Below are 20,231 nucleotides of genomic sequence, written 5' to 3'. Positions count from 1 at the left end.
TGAATAATCAATAACTTAAAAAACAAATAACAATGAAAAATTTAGAAAACAAAGTGGCAATCGTGACAGGTGGAAATAGCGGAATTGGATACGCAGCTGCGGCTGATTTAGTTGCAAAAGGAGCAAAAGTAATTGTAACAGGAAGAAACAAAGAAGCTTTAGCGAAAGCGGAATCTGAATTAAATGTTACTGGAATTGTTGCAGACCAATCTGATTTAAAATCAATTGATAATTTGGTAGCAGAAGTAAAATCAAAATTTGGAAAAGTTGATATTCTATTCTTGAATGCAGGAATTGCAGCTTTTGCTCCAGTTGATTCAGCTTCAGAAGATCATTATGACAGTATTATGAATGTGAATGTAAAAGGAGTTTATTTTACAGTTCAAAAAGTGCTGCCAATTTTAAACGATGGAGGTTCTATTATTTTCAATACTTCAGTAAATGCTCAATTAGGAATGCCAGGTTCAAGTGTTTATGGAGCAAGTAAAGCAGCGGTTTTATCATTAAACAAAATTTTTGCTGCAGAATTAGCTTCAAGAAAAATTAGAGTAAACGCGGTTTCTCCTGGTCCAATCGAAACACCTTTATATGGTAAAGTTGGTTTAGAAAAAGAAGAAGTTGAAGGTTTAGGAGCAGCTTTAGGGCAAAAGATTTTATTGAAACGTTTTGGACAAGCTACCGAAGTGGCAAAAACAGTTAGTTTCCTTGCATCAGACGATTCTTCATTCATAACAGGAACTGAAATTGTGGTTGATGGTGGACTTACTGTGAATACAGTATTATAATTTTTTTGACTAATTCAGGAACGATTGTTCCGTTTTTTATATCTTTGTAAATGAATTTAATTTGAATGTCATGGCTAGAACGAAAGAATTTAATGAAGATCAAGCTTTAGATAAAGCAATCGAGATTTTTTGGCATAAAGGTTACAACGGAACTTCTGCACAGGATTTGGTAAATCATTTAGGATTAAGCCGTTCTAGTTTGTATGATACTTTTGGCGATAAGCAAAAGCTATTTGTAAAGTCATTGCAACGATATCAACAGCAAAATCAAGACAGTCTTAAAGAGCTTTTAGAAAATGCTGAAAACATCAAAATAGCTTTAACGGAAATCTTTAAACAGGCTGTTGTAGAAAGTCTTCAAGATCGAATTACAAAAGGCTGTTTTATGGTGAATTCGTCAGTAGAATTGGCGATGCACGATCCTGAAATTGCAAAAATTGTTCACAATAATCAGAAAACGGTCGAAGATATTTTTTGCCTATCTATAAAAAAAGGGCAGGAGTTAGGCCAGATTTCTGATAAACAAGAAGCTCGATCTTTAGCTCGTTTTATCTTTAATAATTATTCTGGAATTCGTGTTTTAGCTCGTGCAGGAGAAAGAGACAAACAAGTTTATGATGATATTCTGAAAGCTATTTTTTCTTTATTTTAAAGAGAATTGAAGCAAATAAAAAAAGGCAATTACAAATGTAACTGCCTTTTTTTGTATTAAGTAAGTAATAGAAAATGAAAACTTCTTAGCTTTTCTCTTCTTTGTTGAAGTAAACTAAGTAGTAATACATTTGTTTTTCTTCATCCCAGCCTTTTTCAACAAATTTTTCTGCACTTTCAGGATTAATAAAATCCATTTTAATCTGAATGTGAGTATCCAAATTAATTACGTTTTTAATCGATTTTCTAGCGTCAGAAACTGCTGCGTTGGCAATAGGGAATGAGGTAACATCTTCGATGCTGTATTTTTCTCCTTTATCAACTTTATAGTTTTTAAATTCAGGAATCAAATCAGGATTGTCTAATACTTCATTCAAGAAATTCTGCTCTTCAAACTGATCATTTTTAGCGAAATAATTCACAGATCGGTTCATAAACATTACTTCCTCTTTCTTGTCTTCTGCTGGTAAAACAACATCTTTTGCGAAGTTTTGACAGAATTTTAAATATTTTTTTGTGATGAAATTTTCATCCTCAAAAGCATCAACAGATAAAAAGTGCTCTAACCAGTAACGCGCATCATAACGGTTGCTGTCTACAGTTAAAATTTTATATCCTTCTTCTCTTTTGTAGTTGAAAATCAAACATCCTTTATCTAATTTACTCAAGTTAATTCCTTGCTGTAAAATCATTTCAAGGTTGCTTCCATTTTCTTCAAACTGTAAAAAGTCTGCTTGTAACTCGCTTTTGAAAATTCCAATTGCATCAACAACATTGTTATCAATACTTAGATTAGTCAAATACGTTACATAAACTTCACCATTTTTAATGTGCGGGTGATTTGACTGCTCGTATAAATGTTTTGTGATGTTTTTAGAAACCTCATGAACATTTGACGGATTTGCAAAAATCTCAGTTGCATATTTAAACATGTCGTTGTAGTCCAAGTCCACTTCGTGTGCAAACTGATAATAGTTTTCTTCTTTTTCTCTAAAAGGTTTAAAAAAGAATTCTTTAATCAAAGGAACAATCTCGTCATTTAAATTAAACGGCTGCTCTGATAAAAAAATCGCTTCGTTACGGCTTTTGTTTCCTACGCGGTGAATAGCAAGCGTATCGATGTGGGTGTTGAATAAGTTGATCATTTTTTTTGAGTTGCTGAGATTCTAAGTTTCTAAGATACTAAGTTTTTAATTACTGTCTTTTAATTTTCTAATTAATGACGCTAACATTCTTTCGATCTCTCGACTATCCTCATATAAAAGGTTAAATTCTTCTTCGTTTATGTAAATTATATTTTTTGCAATTTCGAGTTGAGTCTGCATCTCAAATATAGAACCAAGAGAAATATATAAAAATCGTAAAAAATCTTTACTGCTTTCTCTACCTGATCCTTCCGCAATATTGCTCGGAATGGAAACTGAGCTTCGACGTATCTGCGAAGTTAATCCAAACATTTCTTCTTTGGGAAATGTACTTGTTGCTTTGTAAATTTTGGTAACTAAGGAAATTGACTTTTGCCAAACTAAGATTTTTTTAAAATGACTCATTTTTTATTTTTAAATTAATTTTAAAAATAAGAAAAATCTCTCAAAAAAAAAGAAAGCTTAGAATCTTAGTGTCTCAGAATCTTAGCAACTTAGATTAATTCCAATTCTCCTCAAATCCATAATCTTCGAAGCTGTCATCGCCTTCAAACATATCAAGATCTTCTTCGTCTAAGTCGTCTTCAAATTCTCCGTAAATATCGTCGTGCATATCTGCTTCGAAGTTTTTTTCAAGAGCTTCGTCTGGCATTTCGCCGTGAGAATATAAAGTTTCTGGGTAAATTGCTCCAACTTGTTCATCTTCGACAGCGGCCAATTCAACTAAGAAAGTCCACATACTGATGAAATCATAAACGTAGATAATCTTAGTATTTTGTTTGTCTAAAATACTAGATAACGGATAATCGTTCATGGTTCTTATTTCGCCAGGAACATCTCCTGTATCAAAAAGCGGAATTTCATCTTCTTGATTCCAAGTATCATCACAAGTATAAAATGAAGCCACTTCTGATCCGTCAAAGCCAAAAGCATTGAAGATTGCATTGTGTAAATCCTCAAGTGTATCTTCCTCAAGAATAGCAATGTCTCTAAAAATATCTTCTTCGGCGTCTAGAATAACTCTAAATTTATAAACCATAATCTTTGTTTTTATTGAGAGGTCAAAGGTAAAATATAAAAAACGAAATTCGAATCTCGAATTGCGATTTGTTGAAAAGATTTTAGGAAATTGATTTTCAATTAGTTTGTCAGGCTGAGCGAAGTCGAAGCCACATTCCAATTTGCGAGCCTTCGACTTCGCTCAGCCTGACAAACAGAACTTAAAAAATTTATTTTCTCGTCAATCTTTTTCTAATCTTATGATAATGTTTGTGATAAGTACTGTGACTTGGATAACTTCTGCTTGAAGTCATATTATTGAAAATCAAAGCCGTTAAAAGTAAAATCATAACTCCTGTAAAAACTGGAGAGAGTACATACATATAACCTAAAGCTTTTACTTTTTCTGTTCCAATAACTGCGATTAAAGCTGTTGCACCTCCAGGTGGGTGAAGCGTTTTAGTAATCTGCATTAAAATGATGGCAATTGAAACCGCCAAAGGTGCGGCAATCCACATAATATCGGGAACCAATTTGTTGACAGTTACACCGACAAGAGCAGAAATTACATGTCCGCCAACTAAATTTCGAGGCTGTGAAAACGGACTTTGAATAATTCCATAAACCAAAACACTCGATGCTCCAAAAGAACCAATTAAATATACTGCATCAGGACCAGAAAAATGTATCGATTGTACATAAGCTAAAATTCCGATTCCGACGAAAGAACCTAAAAATGACCAAAAGTGTTCTTTATAATCAATTAAAGTTTCTTTGTAAAGGATGTAACGTGTTTTGCGATAGCTTCTTTTTATTTTTTCAGTTGGCATTATGTGGTATTATTTTTATTCGTTATGCTTTTAAATATACTTTGCTGTATGTTTTTTTAATCTCCAGATTATTATTAGCCTGTAAATTATTTAACTAAGCTTGGAGAATAACTGTATACTGTATACGGATAAATTGTTTTTGCAGTGTATTTTGAAATTAAACAAACTACAAGAATTGGGAAAAACAAAGTATAATCGTTTGTTAAACCGCAAACTAAGAATATCGCTGTAAAAGGCGCGTGAATACTTGCGCTAAGAACCGCAGCCATTCCGATAATCATAAAGTTAACTGGAATTACATTTACATGGAAAAAGCTGTTTAAGATCGAAGCCAATAGTAATCCTAAAAATGCTCCGATAAATAAACTTGGAGCAAAAACACCTCCGTCACCTCCAGAAGCCAATGTTATAGAAGTAACAATTGGTTTTAGAATTAAAATTCCAATAAATGTTAAAGCTAAAGTTATAGTTAATTGAATTTGAGGCGCATTTCCAAATATACCTTTAATGGCGTGATAACCTTCTCCGTACAATTGAGGAAAAAAGAATAAGGAAAGACTTAAAACTGCTGAACCTAAAATGATTTTGTAATAATGTGTGTCGATTTTACCAAATTGTGATTTGAAAAATAAAACGCAGCGAGTTAGATAAACCGAATTCATTCCAGCTAAAATTCCTAAAAGAATGAAGTATGGAATCGCTTTTAAATTCCAAGTTACGATTGAAACTGCAAATAAAGGTTCTTCTTTTAAAATGGTCAGTAAACCAAAAGCAATAGAAACGGCAATTAAATTTGAAATGATAAATGCACGAGTTACTTTTCTAGAAATTACTTCGAAAGCAAATAAAACTCCTGCAATTGGACTACTGAAAAGTGCTGTAACTCCCGCAGCAACACCCGCACAGATTAATTCTGTTTTATATTGACGGAAAACATTTTCTTTTTCATGAGCAACAGATCCAATAGTTGCTGTAGCAACAACAGTAGAAACTTCAATTCCTGTAGAACCTCCAAAAATAACCGTTAATAATCCGTTTATGAAATGTGATGGAATTTTATAAGAAGGAAGATTATTAGATTTTGATGCTGTACTTTCAAAAACTTCTTTGATTCCTTTATTTTCTTTTTTCTTAAAAAGATATTGTCTTAAGAAATAAATTACCGATAATCCGAAAACTGGAAATATGATGTAAAATACTGGGTGAACTGAAACTTCATGAAAGAAGATCTCTTCGTAATATTCCGTTATTTTTTTTAGTGAAATTCCGAGGAAAGCTGAAAGAAAGCCAATTAAAATAGAAACAATAACTAATTTTCGGAATTTGATTAATTGATGATTTTTTTTGATTTGCGCCGTTTTGTTCATCATTATAAGTTTGAGAATTCCGCATTTTTTTCTGCGGATTACAAAATTAAGCATCAAATTCGGTTTTTTCTAGGAAATATTCATTTTAGTATGTTAAAATAGATATAAACAGGAAAATTCGCTCAGTATACTTATTGATATATAACGCTCTATTCATCTATAATTTAGTTTCGACTATACCAGATATACTGCTTTCAAGGACATTATTTTGCTTATCCAAAGTCATAATGATATTTTGCATACTAGACATGCGGAAATAATTGAATTTTTCACCAATAAAGAAAAAAGGCCTGTTTAAACCTTCATTTGAAACTTGAAATAGTTTCTCGCCCTTTTGGTTGTAGTAATATTCATCAGTAGTCCAACTATTTAAAATCCTGTCTATTTTTTTATAATAATATACTTCGCGATGATAAATTCCGTCGGAGACTTCCCATATTTTGTTCCAATCTCCGGCAGGAGTAATGATGTAATTTCCTTTATAGTCAATTACACAATCTTTAAACTTAATATTCTGTATTTCTCCTACTGGATATGACATAATGATATTTCCATAGCTATCAAAATCACTACCAACCGTAATATCGTTTAAGATTCTGAAGTTTTCTAATTGCTCGTTTACAATTTTAATAACAATTTTTGTTTTTTGAAGACTGTCTTTTATTTCTTCTTTCACAATACCATGACCGTTATAGAAAGTAGAAAGAGGCTCTAAATCAGTTTTTAATTTTTTTCCGTTAAGTTTAATAAAACCATATTCGTGAATCTCTTTTTTACGATTGTAAAAACTATAGGTAAAAATTTTACTTTTCTGCGATAAACCTTTTATATAGATAAATTCTTTCGGCACTGTGTAAGTATGAGAATTGTAAGTAAATAAATATTTCTTAGTTTTGGTATTTTTGACAATATAGTTTTTTGTATCCCAATATCTTACTAGACTGTCTTTCGTTGAAAAAACTTCTTTTCCGGTAAAATAATCTAATTTTACATAGGTTTTTACGCTTTTATTTTTTTTAGTAACAGTGAAAAATCTAAAGCTATGGTCATATTTAAACTCCGTTAATACATCTCCGATCTTATTTATCTTAGCATATTTCCCGTCTCTGGAGCCAGCAAATCCTGCTGCATCCGTGTGATTATTAAGTTCAATAACATAATCTAATTTATTTGAATTGTCTTCAAAATATCCAACTTTTATATATCGATCTGGAAAATAATAATAATTGATATCGCCCATTTGTTTCATGATTTCTAAAATATAAATTTCACTTACACTGGCGGTCTTTCCTTTGCTATTGCCTCTAGTTTGATCAGCTGGCAGATTTTCTTCAACTCTTACCATTCCGTTATTTATACTAAAAACTGATTTGAACGATTTGTAATATTGGACTCCTTTCTTGTTAACAAAAGTCCACCCTTCAGGAGTTGATTTTAAAAATACGCCGTTTTTTATAGGTTCACCATCTATCATTTTGATTATTCTATTTTCCTGACTGAAAAGAATAAGTGGAAAAAAAATGATAATAAATAAGTAAAATAACCTCATATCTATGTTTTTAGAATTTCCTTTCTTGAATAGAGTATTTTTTTATTGTAAAGGTTGGGAACAATTTGTAGAATCCTAGTATGAGTAAACTTTCAAAGACGCTAAGATTTATTTTTACATAAGCTAAAGCTGGACGCAATTCAATCCTTCAATATTTAAAAATTAAAAAAACTTTGCGTCTTAGCGCCTTCGTGGCAGAAAAAAAAAACCTAACGCTCATAAAACTCAATGGGCAATAAATCAGGATCTGCAATAAAAGTAAAACGTTTTTCTGTCGTTTCATCAATTCTAATTGGTTCTGATTCAATTTTTTTAGAAGTTAAAAAAGCAATTGTTTCTTCTAAATTAATAACTTCAAATGCCAAATGGCGCAAACCAACCGCTTCTGGTCTTGAAGGTCTTTGTGGCGGATTTGGAAAAGAGAATAATTCGACTACATAAGTGCCATTTAGAGCCAAATCTAATTTATAAGACTGGCGCTCTTCACGATAGATTTCTCTAATTATGGTTAAACCTAAAATCTGAGTGTAGAAATATTTCGATTTTTCGTAATCGGAACATAAAAGGGCAATATGGTGAACTTTATTAAGGGTAAGCATTATTTTTTTGATTCAGGTTCTTGATTTAATTTTCGAATAACTTTGGCAGGATTTCCAACAGCAAGTGAATTGTCTGGAATATCTTTTGTAACAACAGATCCAGCACCAATAACACAACCTTTTCCGATTGTTACTCCAGGGCAGATAACAGAATTTCCGCCAATCCAGCAATCGTCTCCAATTGTAACTGGATAAGCATTTTCTAGTGTTTTTCTTAATTCAGCGTCAAGCGGATGAGAAGCGGTATAAATTTGAACATTTGGCGCAATAAACACATTTGATCCTATAGTTACAGGAGCACAGTCCAAAACCACACAATTCACATTAAAATAAACATTTTCGCCAGCAAAAATATTGTAACCGTAATCACAGTGAAAAGGAGGTTCTATATAAAAACCAGCTCCAGCATTTGGAATTAATTCTTTTAAAATTTCTTTTGCTTTTTTGGTAACTCTGTATTCTTTTACATTTAAGGTATGCAGTAAATTTTTAGCATTTCGGCGTCCTTTTATCAATTCAGGATCAAAGGCGTTGTAATACTCGCCAGAGATCATTTTTTCTTTTTCTGTTTTCATATTTTACATTTTCGTCTTGGCGATTTTGTCATGTATTTTCACAGTTTCCTGTAAAGCTGCAGTGCAATACCAAGGCGTTAATTCGGCTTCGAGTAAATTGGCTTTTATTGCTGGATCGGTAGCGACAAGAGCTTTGGCTTCTTCTATCGTTTCGACATTAAAGATGTAAATACCACGATAATTTCTATCATTTTTCATGAAAGGTCCAGCAACAACCAGTTTTCCTTCTTTGGCCAATTTGCCAATATTTTCCATGTGCCCTTCAAAAAGCTTTTTGGTTTCTTCTTTAGAAGCGGTTGTGTTGCTTCCAGATTTTAAAAGACAAAAAACATATTTCTTCATTCCGTATTCGTCAGCGTGAAGAGATTTTGCAAGGGTTTCATCATATTTCACTTCGGTTTCTTGCGAAAAGCTGGTAGCGCTTAATAGCAAAAGAGCAAATAACAGTATTGATTTTTTCATAATGCAATTCAACTTTAAAATTATATTATTTAAAAATTAGGCTCAATTTTGTCATTCCGAGGAACGAGGAATCTCCGCAAGTAACTCTATAACTAAAATCCAATCTTTGTAGAGCTTCTCGCGGAGATTCCTCGTTCCTCGGAATGACATAAGCGACGTTTTAAACCAGTTTCTTCAAAATAACAATCTGCCCTAAATGATAAACATCATGCTGAATAATTCCGTGAATGTGTTCGTAATACGTATGACCGTTATTTACATAAATCTTCGCTAAATCTTCATCATCAAAATTCTCAAAAAAAGCATTCCACGATTCTTGAGTTTTTGCAAGTGTCTGAAGCGATTGTTCCCAAGCCACTTCTGACGGATCTAAAACAGGAACAAAATAGTTATGATCTGGAGTTACGATCACTTCTCCCTGCATACGCTCTAAAATATTTCTTCTCCATTGTATCAAATGATTCACAATTTCCCAAATCGTATTAAGATTAGGGTTTGCTTTTTTGTAAGCTTGCTCTGCTGTTACATTTTTTAGAGTGCTAGCCAAATTGACTTCAAGCCAAGGATTTCCATTATAAATGGATTGATATAGATTTGAAATTCGTTTACTTTCTGACATAAAAAGATGATTATGGTTTTCCTAGCTAAGATACAAATTAGTATTTTACAACTCATCCTCGAAATTCTACAATTGGGTTATTATATATTTTTTAACATGAATTGTTAAAATACATTTGCTTCATCAAAAACCAAAACGGATATGAAAACCAAATTATTTTTTACAGTTAGCTTTTTATTTTTTACAGCTTTAATTTTTGCTCAGAATACTATTTCAGGAAAAGTAGTTGACCAAAAAGGAAAACCAGTTGCAGGTGCAAATATTTATATAGATGGAACTTATGACGGAGCAACAAGCTCTGAAACTGGAGAGTTCTCTTTTGAAACTACTGAAACTGGAAATAAATTTTTAGTGGTTAGTTTTTTACTTTTCGAAACTTATAAACAAGAAATTGATGTTGCTAATTATAAAGACCAAACGGTAAAATTAAGAGAAAATGTTAATGCTTTAGATGCAGTTGTCATTACGGCTGGAACTTTAGAATCTGGAGAAAAAGCTAGAGTTTCTGTTTTAAAACCTTTAGATATTGTAACGACTGCGGGTTCTGCTGGAAATATCGTGGCAGCTTTGCAAACTTTGCCTGGAACGCAGACAGTAGGTGAAGATGGACGTTTGTTTGTGCGTGGAGGAGAAGCTAGCGAAACTCAAACTTTTGTAGACGGAATTCGTGTAGCACAACCGTATGGAGCAACTACAAATAATTTACCAACTCGAAGCAGATTTTCTCCTTTCTTGTTTAGCGGAATTGCTTTTTCTACAGGCGGATATTCTGCAGAATACGGCGAAGCTTTGTCAAGTGTTTTGCTTTTGAATACACAAGATGACGAAGATCACGAAAAAACAGATTTGGGTTTTATGACTGTAGGTTTGAGCGTAGGAAATACTCAAAAATTCAAAAAAAGTACTTTGAGCGTAAATATGATGTATGTGAATTTAGCGCCATACCAAGCTGTGATTCCGCAAAATGTAGATTGGAATAATCCTTATCAATCGCTTGGAGGTGAAACAGTTTATAGATATAAATTTACAAACGGAGTTTTCAAATTATATGCTTCATTCGATTCAGAAAGATTCGATTTAAATCAGAAGAATGTCAATTTTGAAAATCCTATTAGAACAGATATGAACAATAATAACTTCTATTTGAATTCATCTTACAAAGGAAGTTTTGGATCAGGCTGGACGTTAACTTCGGGAGTTAGTTACGGTTATAGTAATAACAAGTTGAAATATGATATTACGGGGGTTAAAAGTGTAGAAAATGCGGCACAATTGAAATTAAAGTTAAGCAAGAAATTTTCAAACTATTTCAGATTGTCTTTCGGAACAGATTATTTCATTACCAAATACAATGAAGATATAGTTGACAATGTTTCTCTTGATATTGCAAATGGTTATGATTCTAACATTTTTGCATCATATGTAGAAGGTGATGTTTCGTTTTCAAAAAATCTGGCTTTAAAAGTAGGTTTAAGATATTCTAATAATAGTTTATTAAACGAAAACAACATTGCACCAAGAGCTTCATTAGGATACAAACTTTCAAAAAGCAGCCAGTTTTCTTTTGCTTACGGAGATTTCTCTCAAACGCCTGTTGTAGATTATATTAAATATTCAAAATACCATCAGTTTGAAAGCGAAAAAGCGCAACATTATATTTTGAATTACACGTTTACAAAACCGGGACAATTGCTGAGAACAGAACTTTATTATAAAGATTATAGAAATTTAGTTCAGTACGATACGAGAGATATTCAGTACAATTCAGTTTTTAATAACAACGGATCAGGTTATGCAAAAGGTTTTGATTTGCTTTGGAGAGATAGCAATTTGTACAAAAACTTAGAATATTGGATTTCATATTCTTACATCGATTCAGAAAGACAATATAAAAACTTTCCGAACATGGCGACTCCAAGTTTTATTGCCAACCATAGTTTGTCTTTAGTAACAAAATATTTCATTACCGACTGGAAATCACAAATCGGATTTACAAATAGTTATAGTTCAGGACGTCCGTACAACGATCCAAACCAAACGCAATTTATGAACGGAAAAACTAAATCTTACAATAGTTTGAGTTTCAATTGGGCATACTTATTAACAACACAAAAAATTCTTTATTTCTCAGTTTCAAATCTTTTAGGAACACAAAATGTTTTCGGTTACGATTATGCTAAAAATCCAGATCCAAGTGGAGTTTATCAAAGACAAGCCGTTGTTCCGACTGCAGACAGATTCTTCTTCGTAGGTTTCTTCTGGACAATCAGCCAAAATAAAAATGAGAATCAGCTTAAAAATCTTTAAAAGGTTCTAAGATACTAAGGTGCTAAGGGAAAAAAAACTTAGAAACTTAGTCCCTCAGAACCTTAGTAACTTAAAAAGAAACAATTCAGTAACCAAAATCAACAACTCAGTATCATTTAATTTTAAAAGAGTAAAAACCAGCATATTTTTGAAGTATAAATTAAATAAAGGTTCAAATTTACAAAGTAACAAAGTAGCAAAGGTTTCTTTGCAAATTCAAAAACTCTGAATCTTTGAACCTAAAAAAAGAGTTTTAATCATCAATAAAAAAACTTAGAACCTCAGAACCTTAGTAACTTAGAAACTTTAAAAAAAAGAAATCATGACCAAAATTATTACAATAACTATTTTATTTATCTGCAGCTTAATGTCTGCACAAAATGTAAAATTAACTGTTGCTGTTTCAGGTTTGAAAAATGATACAGGAGTTGTTAAAGTAGGATTATATAATTCAGACGGAACGTTTCTTAAATCTACTTACAAAAGTCTTGCTTCCGAAATTAAAGACAATCAAGCGGTTGTAACTTTTGATGATCTTCCTGCGGGAGAATATGCAATTTCAACTTATCATGATGAAAATATCAACGGAAAGCTAGACAGAAATGCAATGGGAATGCCATTAGAAGAATATGCAGCTTCGAATAATGCAAAAGGATTTATGGGACCTCCTTTGTATAGTGATGCTAAATTTAATGTCAATAAAGATTCAAAAATTGAAATTACATTCTAATAAACAAATAACTAATCCATATAAACAAACCATTAAAAAAACTTATAAAAAATGAAAAAAATCATCACTTTAATAGCACTATTTGTAGTAGTAATAAGTTCAGCTCAAACACAATTTGAACAAGGAATGAACAAAGCTTTCGGACTTTGGAAAGAAGGAAAAAATACTGAAGCTTCTGCTTTATTTGAAAGAATCGCTGGCGCTGAAAAAAACAGTTATTTACCAAATTATTATGTAGGTTTAATAAATGCATTAGCTGTTTTTACAGAAAAAGACAAAACAAAAATCGATTTGTTATTGACAAAAGCGCAAGATGCTGTAGATGTTGAAATGATAAAAGATCAAAGCAACTCAGAATTATATGTTTTACAAGCTTTAATTTACACAGGATATGTTGTTGCTGACCCAATGACAAACGGAATGAAGTACTCTGGAAAGGTGATGGAAGCTTACGCGAAAGCTAAAACATTAGACCCAAATAATCCAAGAGCCGTTTTTGGTGAAGCAGATTATCAATTGGGAGGAGCAAAATGGACAGGAGTTGATACAAAACCTTTATGTGCACAAGTTGATAAATCTATTGAACTTTTTAATAATTTTAAACCAGCAACGCCATATTCTCCAAAATGGGGATTAGAAAGAGCGTTAGAAATTCAAAAAACCTGTAAATAATTTAATAGTTATAAGCCATCATGATATTAAAACCTAATTTGTTAAAAGCATGCTTAGTTGGAGGAATAGTATTTTTATTTTCTTTTCTAATTCGGTTTGCTTCTATAGGAACAGCAGTTTTTACCAAGAATCTTTACATTTATTTCTTGTACTGCATGCTTTACAGTGTGGTTTTATATGTCGTAAACGTCGTTCTTTTTGAATTTTTAGATAGAGTATTCAGAGAAAATCCATATTCGCTAAAGAGAATTTTAATTGGTTTTGTAAGTTCATTTTTTGTGTCAATGATTGTAATTGGTGTATTGCGCTTGTTTACAAGTATAATAATCGAGAATAAGACAATTCTAGGTTTTCTAGCCAATGAAAAAGCAGAAAATTATATAGAATCTTCGGTAATGACATTCATTGTTTTAGTGTTTTTTCACGGACTTAATTTTTATAAACTCTATCAGGAAAATAAAGTCACGCAACAGAAGATTATCGCAGGAACGGCAAATGCAAAATTTGAAAGTTTAAAAAACCAGATCGATCCGCATTTTCTGTTTAATAGTTTAAATGTTTTAAGTTCTTTGATCGAAGAAAATCCGGATAATGCGCAGCGTTTTACAACTTCTCTTTCTAAAATTTACAGATATGTTTTAGAACAAAAAGACAAAGAATTAGTTTCTGTTGAAGATGAATTGTCATTTGCAAAAACCTATATGAATCTGTTGAAAATGCGTTTCGAAAATAGTTTGTTTTACGAATTGCCAACAGAAAACATAAATCCGGAAGCAAAAGTGGTTCCGCTTTCTTTACAGCTTTTGCTGGAGAATACAGTGAAACACAATATAGTAAGTGAGCAAAAACCACTTCATATTAGAATATTTATTGATAAAGATTATTTAGCAATTCAAAATGATCTTCAGAAAAAAGAAGTGCTGCAGGACAGACAAGGTGTTGGATTGCAAAATATTGTAAACAGATACGGAATTATAACCGACAGAAAAGTGAAAGTTCAGGAAGATGAGAAGAATTTCACGGTTAGGATTCCAATTTTAACAAAACAAATTACCGTTATGGAAACGAGTGCAGAATATACAGACGAAGCAAAAGCATATTATAGAGCCAAAAAAAGAGTAGAAGAACTAAAAGGATTTTATGGAAATATTATTTCATACTGTTGTGTGATTCCGTTCTTGGTTTTTATTAATTTAAAATTTTCACCAGGATTTCAATGGTTTTGGTTTTCTGCTTTAGGATGGGGATTTGGAGTTGCCATGCATGCTTTTAAAGTTTTTGGATACAGCTCTGATTGGGAAGAAAGAAAAATTCGAGAAATTTTAGAGAAAGATAACAAGCAAAAAACGTGGAAATAATGGAAAAAGATTTCACAGAAGCAGATCGTTATTACGATGCTCAAAAAAGAGTCAAAGAAATTAGAGAATTTTATGAGCATTTGACTGTCTACGTTTTATGTAATCCAATTGTGATTGTTGTAAATTATATGACTTCTCCAGAATACCTTTGGTGGATCTGGTCTGTAATGGGATGGGGAATGGCTATTATTTTACACGGATTGAAGGTTTTTAGTTTCCCACCTTTTTTCAATAAAAAATGGGAACAAAAAAAGATTCAGGAAATTCTAGAAAAAGAAAATAAACAACGATTAGAAAGTAATCATGGAAACAAATTTGAGTAACGATCAGGAACAAATAATACTGCAAGAATTGGCCAGTAAAAAAGTGATTCAGTTGAAATCTTTTTACAAACATTTGTTCATTTACACCATCGCACTAATTCTTTTTCTTTTAAAAGAATATACAAATCTACCACTGCAATTTTTTCCAATAAAATACATCAATTGGGTAGTGGTAATTATTTGGTCGGCTGTTATAGTGGGTTCTGCAATCGATTTGTTTGCTTCTTATAAGATTTTCGGACAAGAATGGGAACAGCGAAAAATGAAAAGCATTTTAGAAAAAAAATATAAAAAACAAAAATGGGAATAATCATGGAAATGAATTTAAGCGAAGAAGAAAGATATATTCAGGCTAGAAAAAAAGTCGAAAATATTAAAGGATTTTATGGAAATCTAGTTGCTTTCATATTAGTAAATGCAATATTGATTTTTATAAATTTATACACATCGCCAAGCTATTTGTGGTTCTTTTGGCCATTATTATGGTGGGGAGTTGGTGTAATTTTTCACGGATTAAAAGTCTTTGAAGTTTTTCCAGGAATGGGTAAAGAATGGGAAGAAAGAAAAATCAAAGAGTTTATGGAAAAGGAAAAACAGAATAAAAACAAGTGGCAATAATTATTTAAAAAAATAAAAGCATGGGACGTTTTAGAAGACATATGTACGAGGAATATGCAAAACAGCATTCTGGAGAATATACAGGTGATGAGAGTTACAATGCAGCGTACAAAAAAGTAAAAAAGATAAAAGGATTTTATTCGCATTTAAAAGTTTATATCATTGTAAATGCGATTATTATTGTTTCTAGTTTAAGTAGAGATCATTTAACTGAAGGAATTGATTTCAGCGGATTATCAGAATGGCATACTTATTCAACTGCTTTCTTTTGGGGAATTGGTTTATTAGCTCACGGATTATCTGTTTTTGGTTCTAATTTGTTTTTCAGCGAAGACTGGGAACAAAAGAAAATTCAAAAATATATGGAGAAAGACGCCGCAAATAAAAATAAATGGGAGTAACTTTGAAATACTATTCTTTCTAAATTTTACAATATAATAAATGATAACATTAATTATAGAAGACGAAAAACCAGCTGCAAGATTGCTGCAAAGAAAACTTGAAAAGTTAAATGTAAAAGTAGAAACCATGCTTCATTCTGTCGAAGAAGCTGTTGAATGGTTTGAAAACAATTCTCATCCCGATTTAATCTTTCTAGATATTCAATTATCAGATGGTTTGTCGTTTGAAATTTTTGAAAAGATAGATATTAAAAGCGCGATCATTTTTACAACTGCTTATGATGAATATGCTTTAAAAGCATTTAAACTAAATAGTATCGATTATCTTTTAAAACCAATTGATGAAGATGATCTGGAAACGGCCGTTTCTAAATTCAAAACCCGAATGCCAAAAGCAGAAGCAGAAACTTCAAATCTGCAGTTAGATTTTGAGCAGATTCGCCAAATGCTGTCAAATCCTTTTGAGAAAACATACAAAAAGAGGTTTACTGTAAAAATTGGACAACACTTAAAAGTAATTACCACAGAAGAAATCGAATGTTTCTTTAGTGAAAATAAAGGAACTTACATTCATACCTACGACAATCGTGATTACTTGATCGATTCGACTCTGGAGATTTTAGAACAAGAACTTGATAAAAAGGATTTCTTTCGCGTAAGCAGGAAATTTATTGTTCCGTTAAAAGCGATCAAAGAAATTCAGGTTTATACTAATTCTCGACTTAAAGTGATTCTTCCAACTTATAAAGAAGATGAGGTAATTGTAAGCCGAGAAAAAGTACAAGATTTTAAGACTTGGCTAGGATAATTAGTTGTCGATAGTTGACATAATTTCTATAGCTCCAAATTTCCAATCAGAATTAATTATTTGAGCGTCAGTAGGCTTTATAAAAGTTATTGACGCAATTTTTTTTACTGCTTTATTGTTCGGAGTAATGCTGATATAATTTACAAGTTCATCATAAGGTTGATTTATATTACTCGCAATACTTCCTATTACCCCAATTTTAGATAAACAATCCGTTGTTGGAATGTCTTTTTTTAATGGAGAGTTTTCAATATTGTTTTGATAAAACGTATTAAGAATATATTTTTTGGTAGCAAATATTAGAACTCCCGATTTAGAACCGAACTTTTGCTCAACTTCTTCAGCATTCCCTTTATAAATAAATGGCAACAGATCATTCTGATTGATATTTTTCAAGGTATTTTCTGCCTGTTCCATATATCCAATACATTTAGAATCCAAAATGACTAACGGATTATCTTTGGTCTGCCCAGAAACAATGCAAGTAAAAATAATTGTAAATAAAAAACAGACTGTTTTCATAAATGTTTTTTTATGAAAGTTAGTTTATTTACTCAATCTATGCAATGTAAACGTCATAGCGCTTAAAAGGAAAAACGCCATAATTTGGTGAATTAATCCTAAAGCCAATGGAACACTGTATAATAATGTGAAAACTCCAAGTAAGAATTGAATAAAAACAAAAACAACCAAAGTATTGATTCCGTTTGCCTGTGTGCGCGTAAGTGAATATTTTTTGCTTTTGAAGAAAAGAAAAAGAATAATTGCCACAACAACATAAGCAAAAGTTCTGTGTACAAACTGAACACCACTTTTACCTTCAATTAAATTTTTTATTAAAGAAGATTGCTCAATAAAAACCGATTCGTGAATAAATTCTCCGTCGCTCATTAAAGGCCAGTGATTATGAATTAGTCCTGCATTTAAACCTGCTACAAATCCGCCGTAAATAATTTGGATTAATAAAGCGACTAAAGCAAAACGAGCAATTTTGCGAAGAGGCAAAATCTTGTTGATATTTCTTTCAGGATAGATTAAATCTAATGCAACCCAAAGTGTATAAGCAAAAGTGATAAATGCAAAAGTTAAGTGTAATGAAAGTCTAAAGTGGCTCACATCAGGATTGTCAATTAATCCGCTTCTTACCATGAACCATCCTAAGAAACCTTGGAAAGCACCCATCGCCAAAAGAACGACACATTTTTTGATTGTATCTGTATCTAATCTCTTTTTAGCTAAAAAGTAAACAAACGGCACAAAGAAAACTAAACCAATAATACGTCCGATAAAACGGTGAAACCATTCCCAGAAATAAATAAATTTATAATCTGCTAATTGAAAATCGTTGTGAATATTGATTTTTTGATACTCTGGAAACTTCTTGTATTCGTCAAAAGCAGCTTGCCATTTAGCATCTGTTAAAGGCGGGAAGGTATCGGTTACCAAATGCCAGTCGGTCATAGATAAACCTGAATTGGTCAGACGAGTAATTCCGCCCACAACGACCATTAAAAATAATAAAACACAACCCGATAGTAACCAAATGATTACTGATTTATTCTCTTTTTTCATTCTTTTCCAATTAATTCGATTTCGTTTTCTTTTTTGGTGTTTGAAATTCTTTTTAAATAGAATTTTACTATATATAGATTTATTAAAATACTTGTTATTAATATTGAACTTCCAAAAATTACTCTATTGATATTATTACTGATGTCAATTTTTAAATCTGACATTTCAATTAAAGCAGGACTAGTGAAGATAGCAGCGATAATGAAAACTATAAAGCAGGGAAGAAAAATAGATATTAATAAGTAGAATAATTTATGTTTAAAATGTTTTTTTTCGGTCTTTTTTAGCTCTTTAAAAAATATAAAATTTGAGTAAAAAATTATTAAAATAAATGTTACTAAAAAAAAGCCGCCTAAAAAATCCATTATTTCTTAGGTGTTAGATTTAACTTTTCCGCTCTTTTAATCACGAAATCATAAGCAGCTTGATATTCATTTGGAATATCACCTTCAAGAATTGCTTCTTTTACAGCTTCTTTTAAGATTCCGATTTCGCGTGAAGGTTTCAAGTCGAACATTTCCATAATTTCTTCTCCGGTAATTGGAGGTTGGAAATTACGAACGTGGTCACGTTCTTCGACTTCTACAATTTTCTTGCGGACAACTTCGAAGTTTTTATGATATTTCTTGAATTTCGCTGGATTTTTAGTTGTGATGTCGGCCTCACATAAAGTCATTAGATCTTCTACATCTTCGCCAGCATCAAAAACCAAACGACGAACGGCGCTGTCAGTCACAATATCCTGTGCTAAAACAATCGGACGTGAACTCATAATAACCATTTTCTGAACGAATTTCATTTTATGGTTCAAAGGCATGTGCAAACGTTCGAATATTTTCTTAGCCATTTTTCCGCCCAAGAATTCGTGTCCGTGAAAAGTCCAACCTTGTTTTTTAGTAAAACGTTTTGTTGGCGCTTTTCCAATATCATGCAATAATGCCGACCAGCGAAGCCAAACGTCATCTGTGTTTGGACAGATATTGTCTACAACTTCAAGAGTGTGATAAAAATTATTTTTATGCGTATGACCTTCAATTTCTTCTACCTGATTCAACGCCGTTAATTCAGGTAAAATTAGATCTAAAAGTCCTGTTTTATATAAAAGTAAGAATCCTGTTGAAGGTTTATCTGTAGAGAGAATTTTATTTAATTCGTCAACAATTCTTTCGCCAGAAATAATTTTGATTCTTTCTGCATTTTTTGTGATGGCATTCAATGAATTTTCTTCGATTTCGAAATTCAATTGAGTTGCAAAACGAATCGCACGAAGCATTCGCAAAGGATCATCAGAATAGGTAATATCTGGATCCAAAGGCGTTTTTATTGTTTTATTTTCTAAATCGGTTAAACCATCAAAAGGGTCTAAAAGATCTCCAAAATTGTTTTTATTTAAAGATAAAGCAAAAGCATTGATTGTAAAATCGCGACGATTTTGATCGTCTTGCAAAGTTCCGTTTTCCACAATCGGATTTCGGCTGTCACGATTATAGGATTCTTTTCGCGCACCAACAAATTCAATATCGGTATCTTCAAAACGAAGCATTGCTGTTCCATAAGTTTTAAAAACTTGAACTTTTGGTTTGTTCGGAAGTAAATCAGAAACTTTAAGCGCTAATTCGATGCCGCTTCCAACAGCAACTACATCAATATCTTTTTTTGAACCTCGATTTAAAAGCAAATCACGAACAAATCCGCCGATCACATAAGAGTCAACGTTTAATTCCTGAGAAGCTTTCGAAATAATATCGAAGATTTTGTTTTGTAAAGCAGTTTTGTAATTTGTTTGTATCGCCACGAATTCACTAATTTTTATAAAATAATACGTTTGTGTTCAAGTGAGGTAGAATTAAAGTTTGCCAAA

At 31.8% G+C, this 20,231-nt stretch carries 25 protein-coding genes; 11 read left to right on the top strand and 14 right to left on the bottom strand.

Annotated elements, in window-relative coordinates:
- Nucleotides 1-32: 32 nt before the first annotated feature.
- Nucleotides 33-785, top strand: coding sequence for an SDR family oxidoreductase (locus DM444_RS17510; RefSeq protein WP_111288980.1), 753 nt, complete (start codon nt 33-35; stop codon nt 783-785).
- A 70-nt stretch (nt 786-855) separates the two neighbouring features.
- Nucleotides 856-1,437, top strand: coding sequence for a TetR/AcrR family transcriptional regulator (locus tag DM444_RS17505; protein ID WP_111288978.1), 582 nt, complete (start codon nt 856-858; stop codon nt 1,435-1,437).
- 85 nt (nt 1,438-1,522) lie between these two features.
- Here DM444_RS17505 and DM444_RS17500 read toward each other — a convergent pair whose 3' ends face one another.
- The 10 genes from DM444_RS17500 to DM444_RS17455 form a co-directional block, all read right to left on the bottom strand.
- The gene (locus DM444_RS17500; RefSeq protein WP_111288976.1) at nt 1,523-2,581 is read right to left on the bottom strand and encodes a nucleoid-associated protein; all 1,059 of its coding nucleotides are present in this window, start codon (nt 2,579-2,581) and stop codon (nt 1,523-1,525) included.
- Nucleotides 2,582-2,626: 45 nt separating this feature from the next.
- Nucleotides 2,627-2,986, bottom strand: a complete 360-nt coding sequence (locus DM444_RS17495) for a four helix bundle protein (RefSeq protein WP_111288974.1) — start codon at nt 2,984-2,986, stop codon at nt 2,627-2,629.
- Between the two features lie 94 nt (nt 2,987-3,080).
- Nucleotides 3,081-3,620: an IS1096 element passenger TnpR family protein gene (locus tag DM444_RS17490; RefSeq protein ID WP_111289268.1), complete on the bottom strand. Its 540-nt coding sequence runs from the start codon at nt 3,618-3,620 to the stop codon at nt 3,081-3,083.
- Between the two features lie 190 nt (nt 3,621-3,810).
- Nucleotides 3,811-4,410 (bottom strand): HPP family protein, encoded by a 600-nt coding sequence (locus DM444_RS17485; protein WP_111288972.1) that lies wholly within the window; start codon nt 4,408-4,410, stop codon nt 3,811-3,813.
- 86 nt (nt 4,411-4,496) lie between these two features.
- Nucleotides 4,497-5,777, bottom strand: coding sequence for a chloride channel protein (locus DM444_RS17480; protein WP_111289266.1), 1,281 nt, complete (start codon nt 5,775-5,777; stop codon nt 4,497-4,499).
- 157 nt (nt 5,778-5,934) lie between these two features.
- Complete coding sequence (locus DM444_RS17475) at nt 5,935-7,326, bottom strand: hypothetical protein (protein ID WP_162614993.1); 1,392 nt, start codon at nt 7,324-7,326, stop codon at nt 5,935-5,937.
- Between the two features lie 209 nt (nt 7,327-7,535).
- Nucleotides 7,536-7,925, bottom strand: coding sequence for an SMU1112c/YaeR family gloxylase I-like metalloprotein (gloA2, locus tag DM444_RS17470; protein ID WP_111288968.1), 390 nt, complete (start codon nt 7,923-7,925; stop codon nt 7,536-7,538).
- The gene (locus DM444_RS17465; protein ID WP_111288966.1) at nt 7,925-8,500 is read right to left on the bottom strand and encodes a sugar O-acetyltransferase; all 576 of its coding nucleotides are present in this window, start codon (nt 8,498-8,500) and stop codon (nt 7,925-7,927) included. Before DM444_RS17465 ends, gloA2 begins: the two co-directional genes overlap by 1 nt.
- A gap of 3 nt (nt 8,501-8,503) precedes the next feature.
- Nucleotides 8,504-8,962: a YciI family protein gene (locus DM444_RS17460; protein ID WP_111288964.1), complete on the bottom strand. Its 459-nt coding sequence runs from the start codon at nt 8,960-8,962 to the stop codon at nt 8,504-8,506.
- A gap of 160 nt (nt 8,963-9,122) precedes the next feature.
- Nucleotides 9,123-9,581 (bottom strand): DinB family protein, encoded by a 459-nt coding sequence (locus DM444_RS17455; protein WP_111288962.1) that lies wholly within the window; start codon nt 9,579-9,581, stop codon nt 9,123-9,125.
- A gap of 141 nt (nt 9,582-9,722) precedes the next feature.
- Between DM444_RS17455 and DM444_RS17450 the strand changes: the two genes are divergently transcribed.
- The 9 genes from DM444_RS17450 to DM444_RS17410 all read left to right on the top strand — a co-directional run bounded on the left by DM444_RS17450 (nt 9,723) and on the right by DM444_RS17410 (nt 16,798).
- A complete protein-coding gene (locus DM444_RS17450; RefSeq protein WP_111288960.1) occupies nt 9,723-11,888 on the top strand; it encodes a TonB-dependent receptor in 2,166 nt (721 codons plus the stop codon).
- Between the two features lie 322 nt (nt 11,889-12,210).
- Nucleotides 12,211-12,618 (top strand): DUF2141 domain-containing protein, encoded by a 408-nt coding sequence (locus tag DM444_RS17445; protein WP_111288958.1) that lies wholly within the window; start codon nt 12,211-12,213, stop codon nt 12,616-12,618.
- 51 nt (nt 12,619-12,669) lie between these two features.
- The gene (locus DM444_RS17440) at nt 12,670-13,290 is read left to right on the top strand and encodes a hypothetical protein (RefSeq protein ID WP_111288956.1); all 621 of its coding nucleotides are present in this window, start codon (nt 12,670-12,672) and stop codon (nt 13,288-13,290) included.
- A 20-nt stretch (nt 13,291-13,310) separates the two neighbouring features.
- Entirely contained in the window at nt 13,311-14,648 is a 1,338-nt protein-coding gene (locus DM444_RS17435; protein ID WP_111288954.1) for a 2TM domain-containing protein, read from the top strand.
- Nucleotides 14,648-14,971 (top strand): 2TM domain-containing protein, encoded by a 324-nt coding sequence (locus tag DM444_RS17430; RefSeq protein WP_111288952.1) that lies wholly within the window; start codon nt 14,648-14,650, stop codon nt 14,969-14,971. Before DM444_RS17435 ends, DM444_RS17430 begins: the two co-directional genes overlap by 1 nt.
- On the top strand, nt 14,952-15,281 hold the full coding sequence (locus DM444_RS17425) for a 2TM domain-containing protein (RefSeq protein ID WP_111288950.1): 330 nt from the start codon (nt 14,952-14,954) through the stop codon (nt 15,279-15,281). Before DM444_RS17430 ends, DM444_RS17425 begins: the two co-directional genes overlap by 20 nt.
- Nucleotides 15,282-15,283: 2 nt before the next feature.
- Nucleotides 15,284-15,589 carry a 2TM domain-containing protein gene (locus DM444_RS17420; RefSeq protein ID WP_239455709.1) on the top strand — a complete coding sequence of 102 codons (306 nt, stop codon included), beginning with the start codon at nt 15,284-15,286 and terminating at the stop codon, nt 15,587-15,589.
- A gap of 20 nt (nt 15,590-15,609) precedes the next feature.
- Nucleotides 15,610-15,990: a 2TM domain-containing protein gene (locus DM444_RS17415; protein ID WP_111288946.1), complete on the top strand. Its 381-nt coding sequence runs from the start codon at nt 15,610-15,612 to the stop codon at nt 15,988-15,990.
- A 40-nt stretch (nt 15,991-16,030) separates the two neighbouring features.
- Nucleotides 16,031-16,798: a LytR/AlgR family response regulator transcription factor gene (locus DM444_RS17410; protein ID WP_111288944.1), complete on the top strand. Its 768-nt coding sequence runs from the start codon at nt 16,031-16,033 to the stop codon at nt 16,796-16,798.
- On the opposite strand, the gene DM444_RS17405 is transcribed toward DM444_RS17410, so the two are convergent.
- From DM444_RS17405 to DM444_RS17390, 4 genes are read right to left on the bottom strand one after another with little or no spacing between them, the layout of a single operon-like run.
- Nucleotides 16,799-17,320, bottom strand: coding sequence for a hypothetical protein (locus DM444_RS17405; protein ID WP_111288942.1), 522 nt, complete (start codon nt 17,318-17,320; stop codon nt 16,799-16,801).
- 24 nt (nt 17,321-17,344) lie between these two features.
- Complete coding sequence (locus DM444_RS17400) at nt 17,345-18,370, bottom strand: COX15/CtaA family protein (protein ID WP_111288940.1); 1,026 nt, start codon at nt 18,368-18,370, stop codon at nt 17,345-17,347.
- On the bottom strand, nt 18,367-18,735 hold the full coding sequence (locus tag DM444_RS17395) for a hypothetical protein (protein ID WP_111288938.1): 369 nt from the start codon (nt 18,733-18,735) through the stop codon (nt 18,367-18,369). Before DM444_RS17395 ends, DM444_RS17400 begins: the two co-directional genes overlap by 4 nt.
- Complete coding sequence (locus DM444_RS17390; RefSeq protein ID WP_162614992.1) at nt 18,735-20,165, bottom strand: CCA tRNA nucleotidyltransferase; 1,431 nt, start codon at nt 20,163-20,165, stop codon at nt 18,735-18,737. Before DM444_RS17390 ends, DM444_RS17395 begins: the two co-directional genes overlap by 1 nt.
- Nucleotides 20,166-20,231 lie beyond the last annotated feature (66 nt).

The sequence above is a fragment of the Flavobacterium ginsenosidimutans genome, from assembly GCF_003254625.1.
Lineage (GTDB): Bacteria > Bacteroidota > Bacteroidia > Flavobacteriales > Flavobacteriaceae > Flavobacterium > Flavobacterium ginsenosidimutans.
Note: the sequence above shows the minus strand (reverse complement) of the source record. Positions and strands in the feature narration are given on the sequence as shown.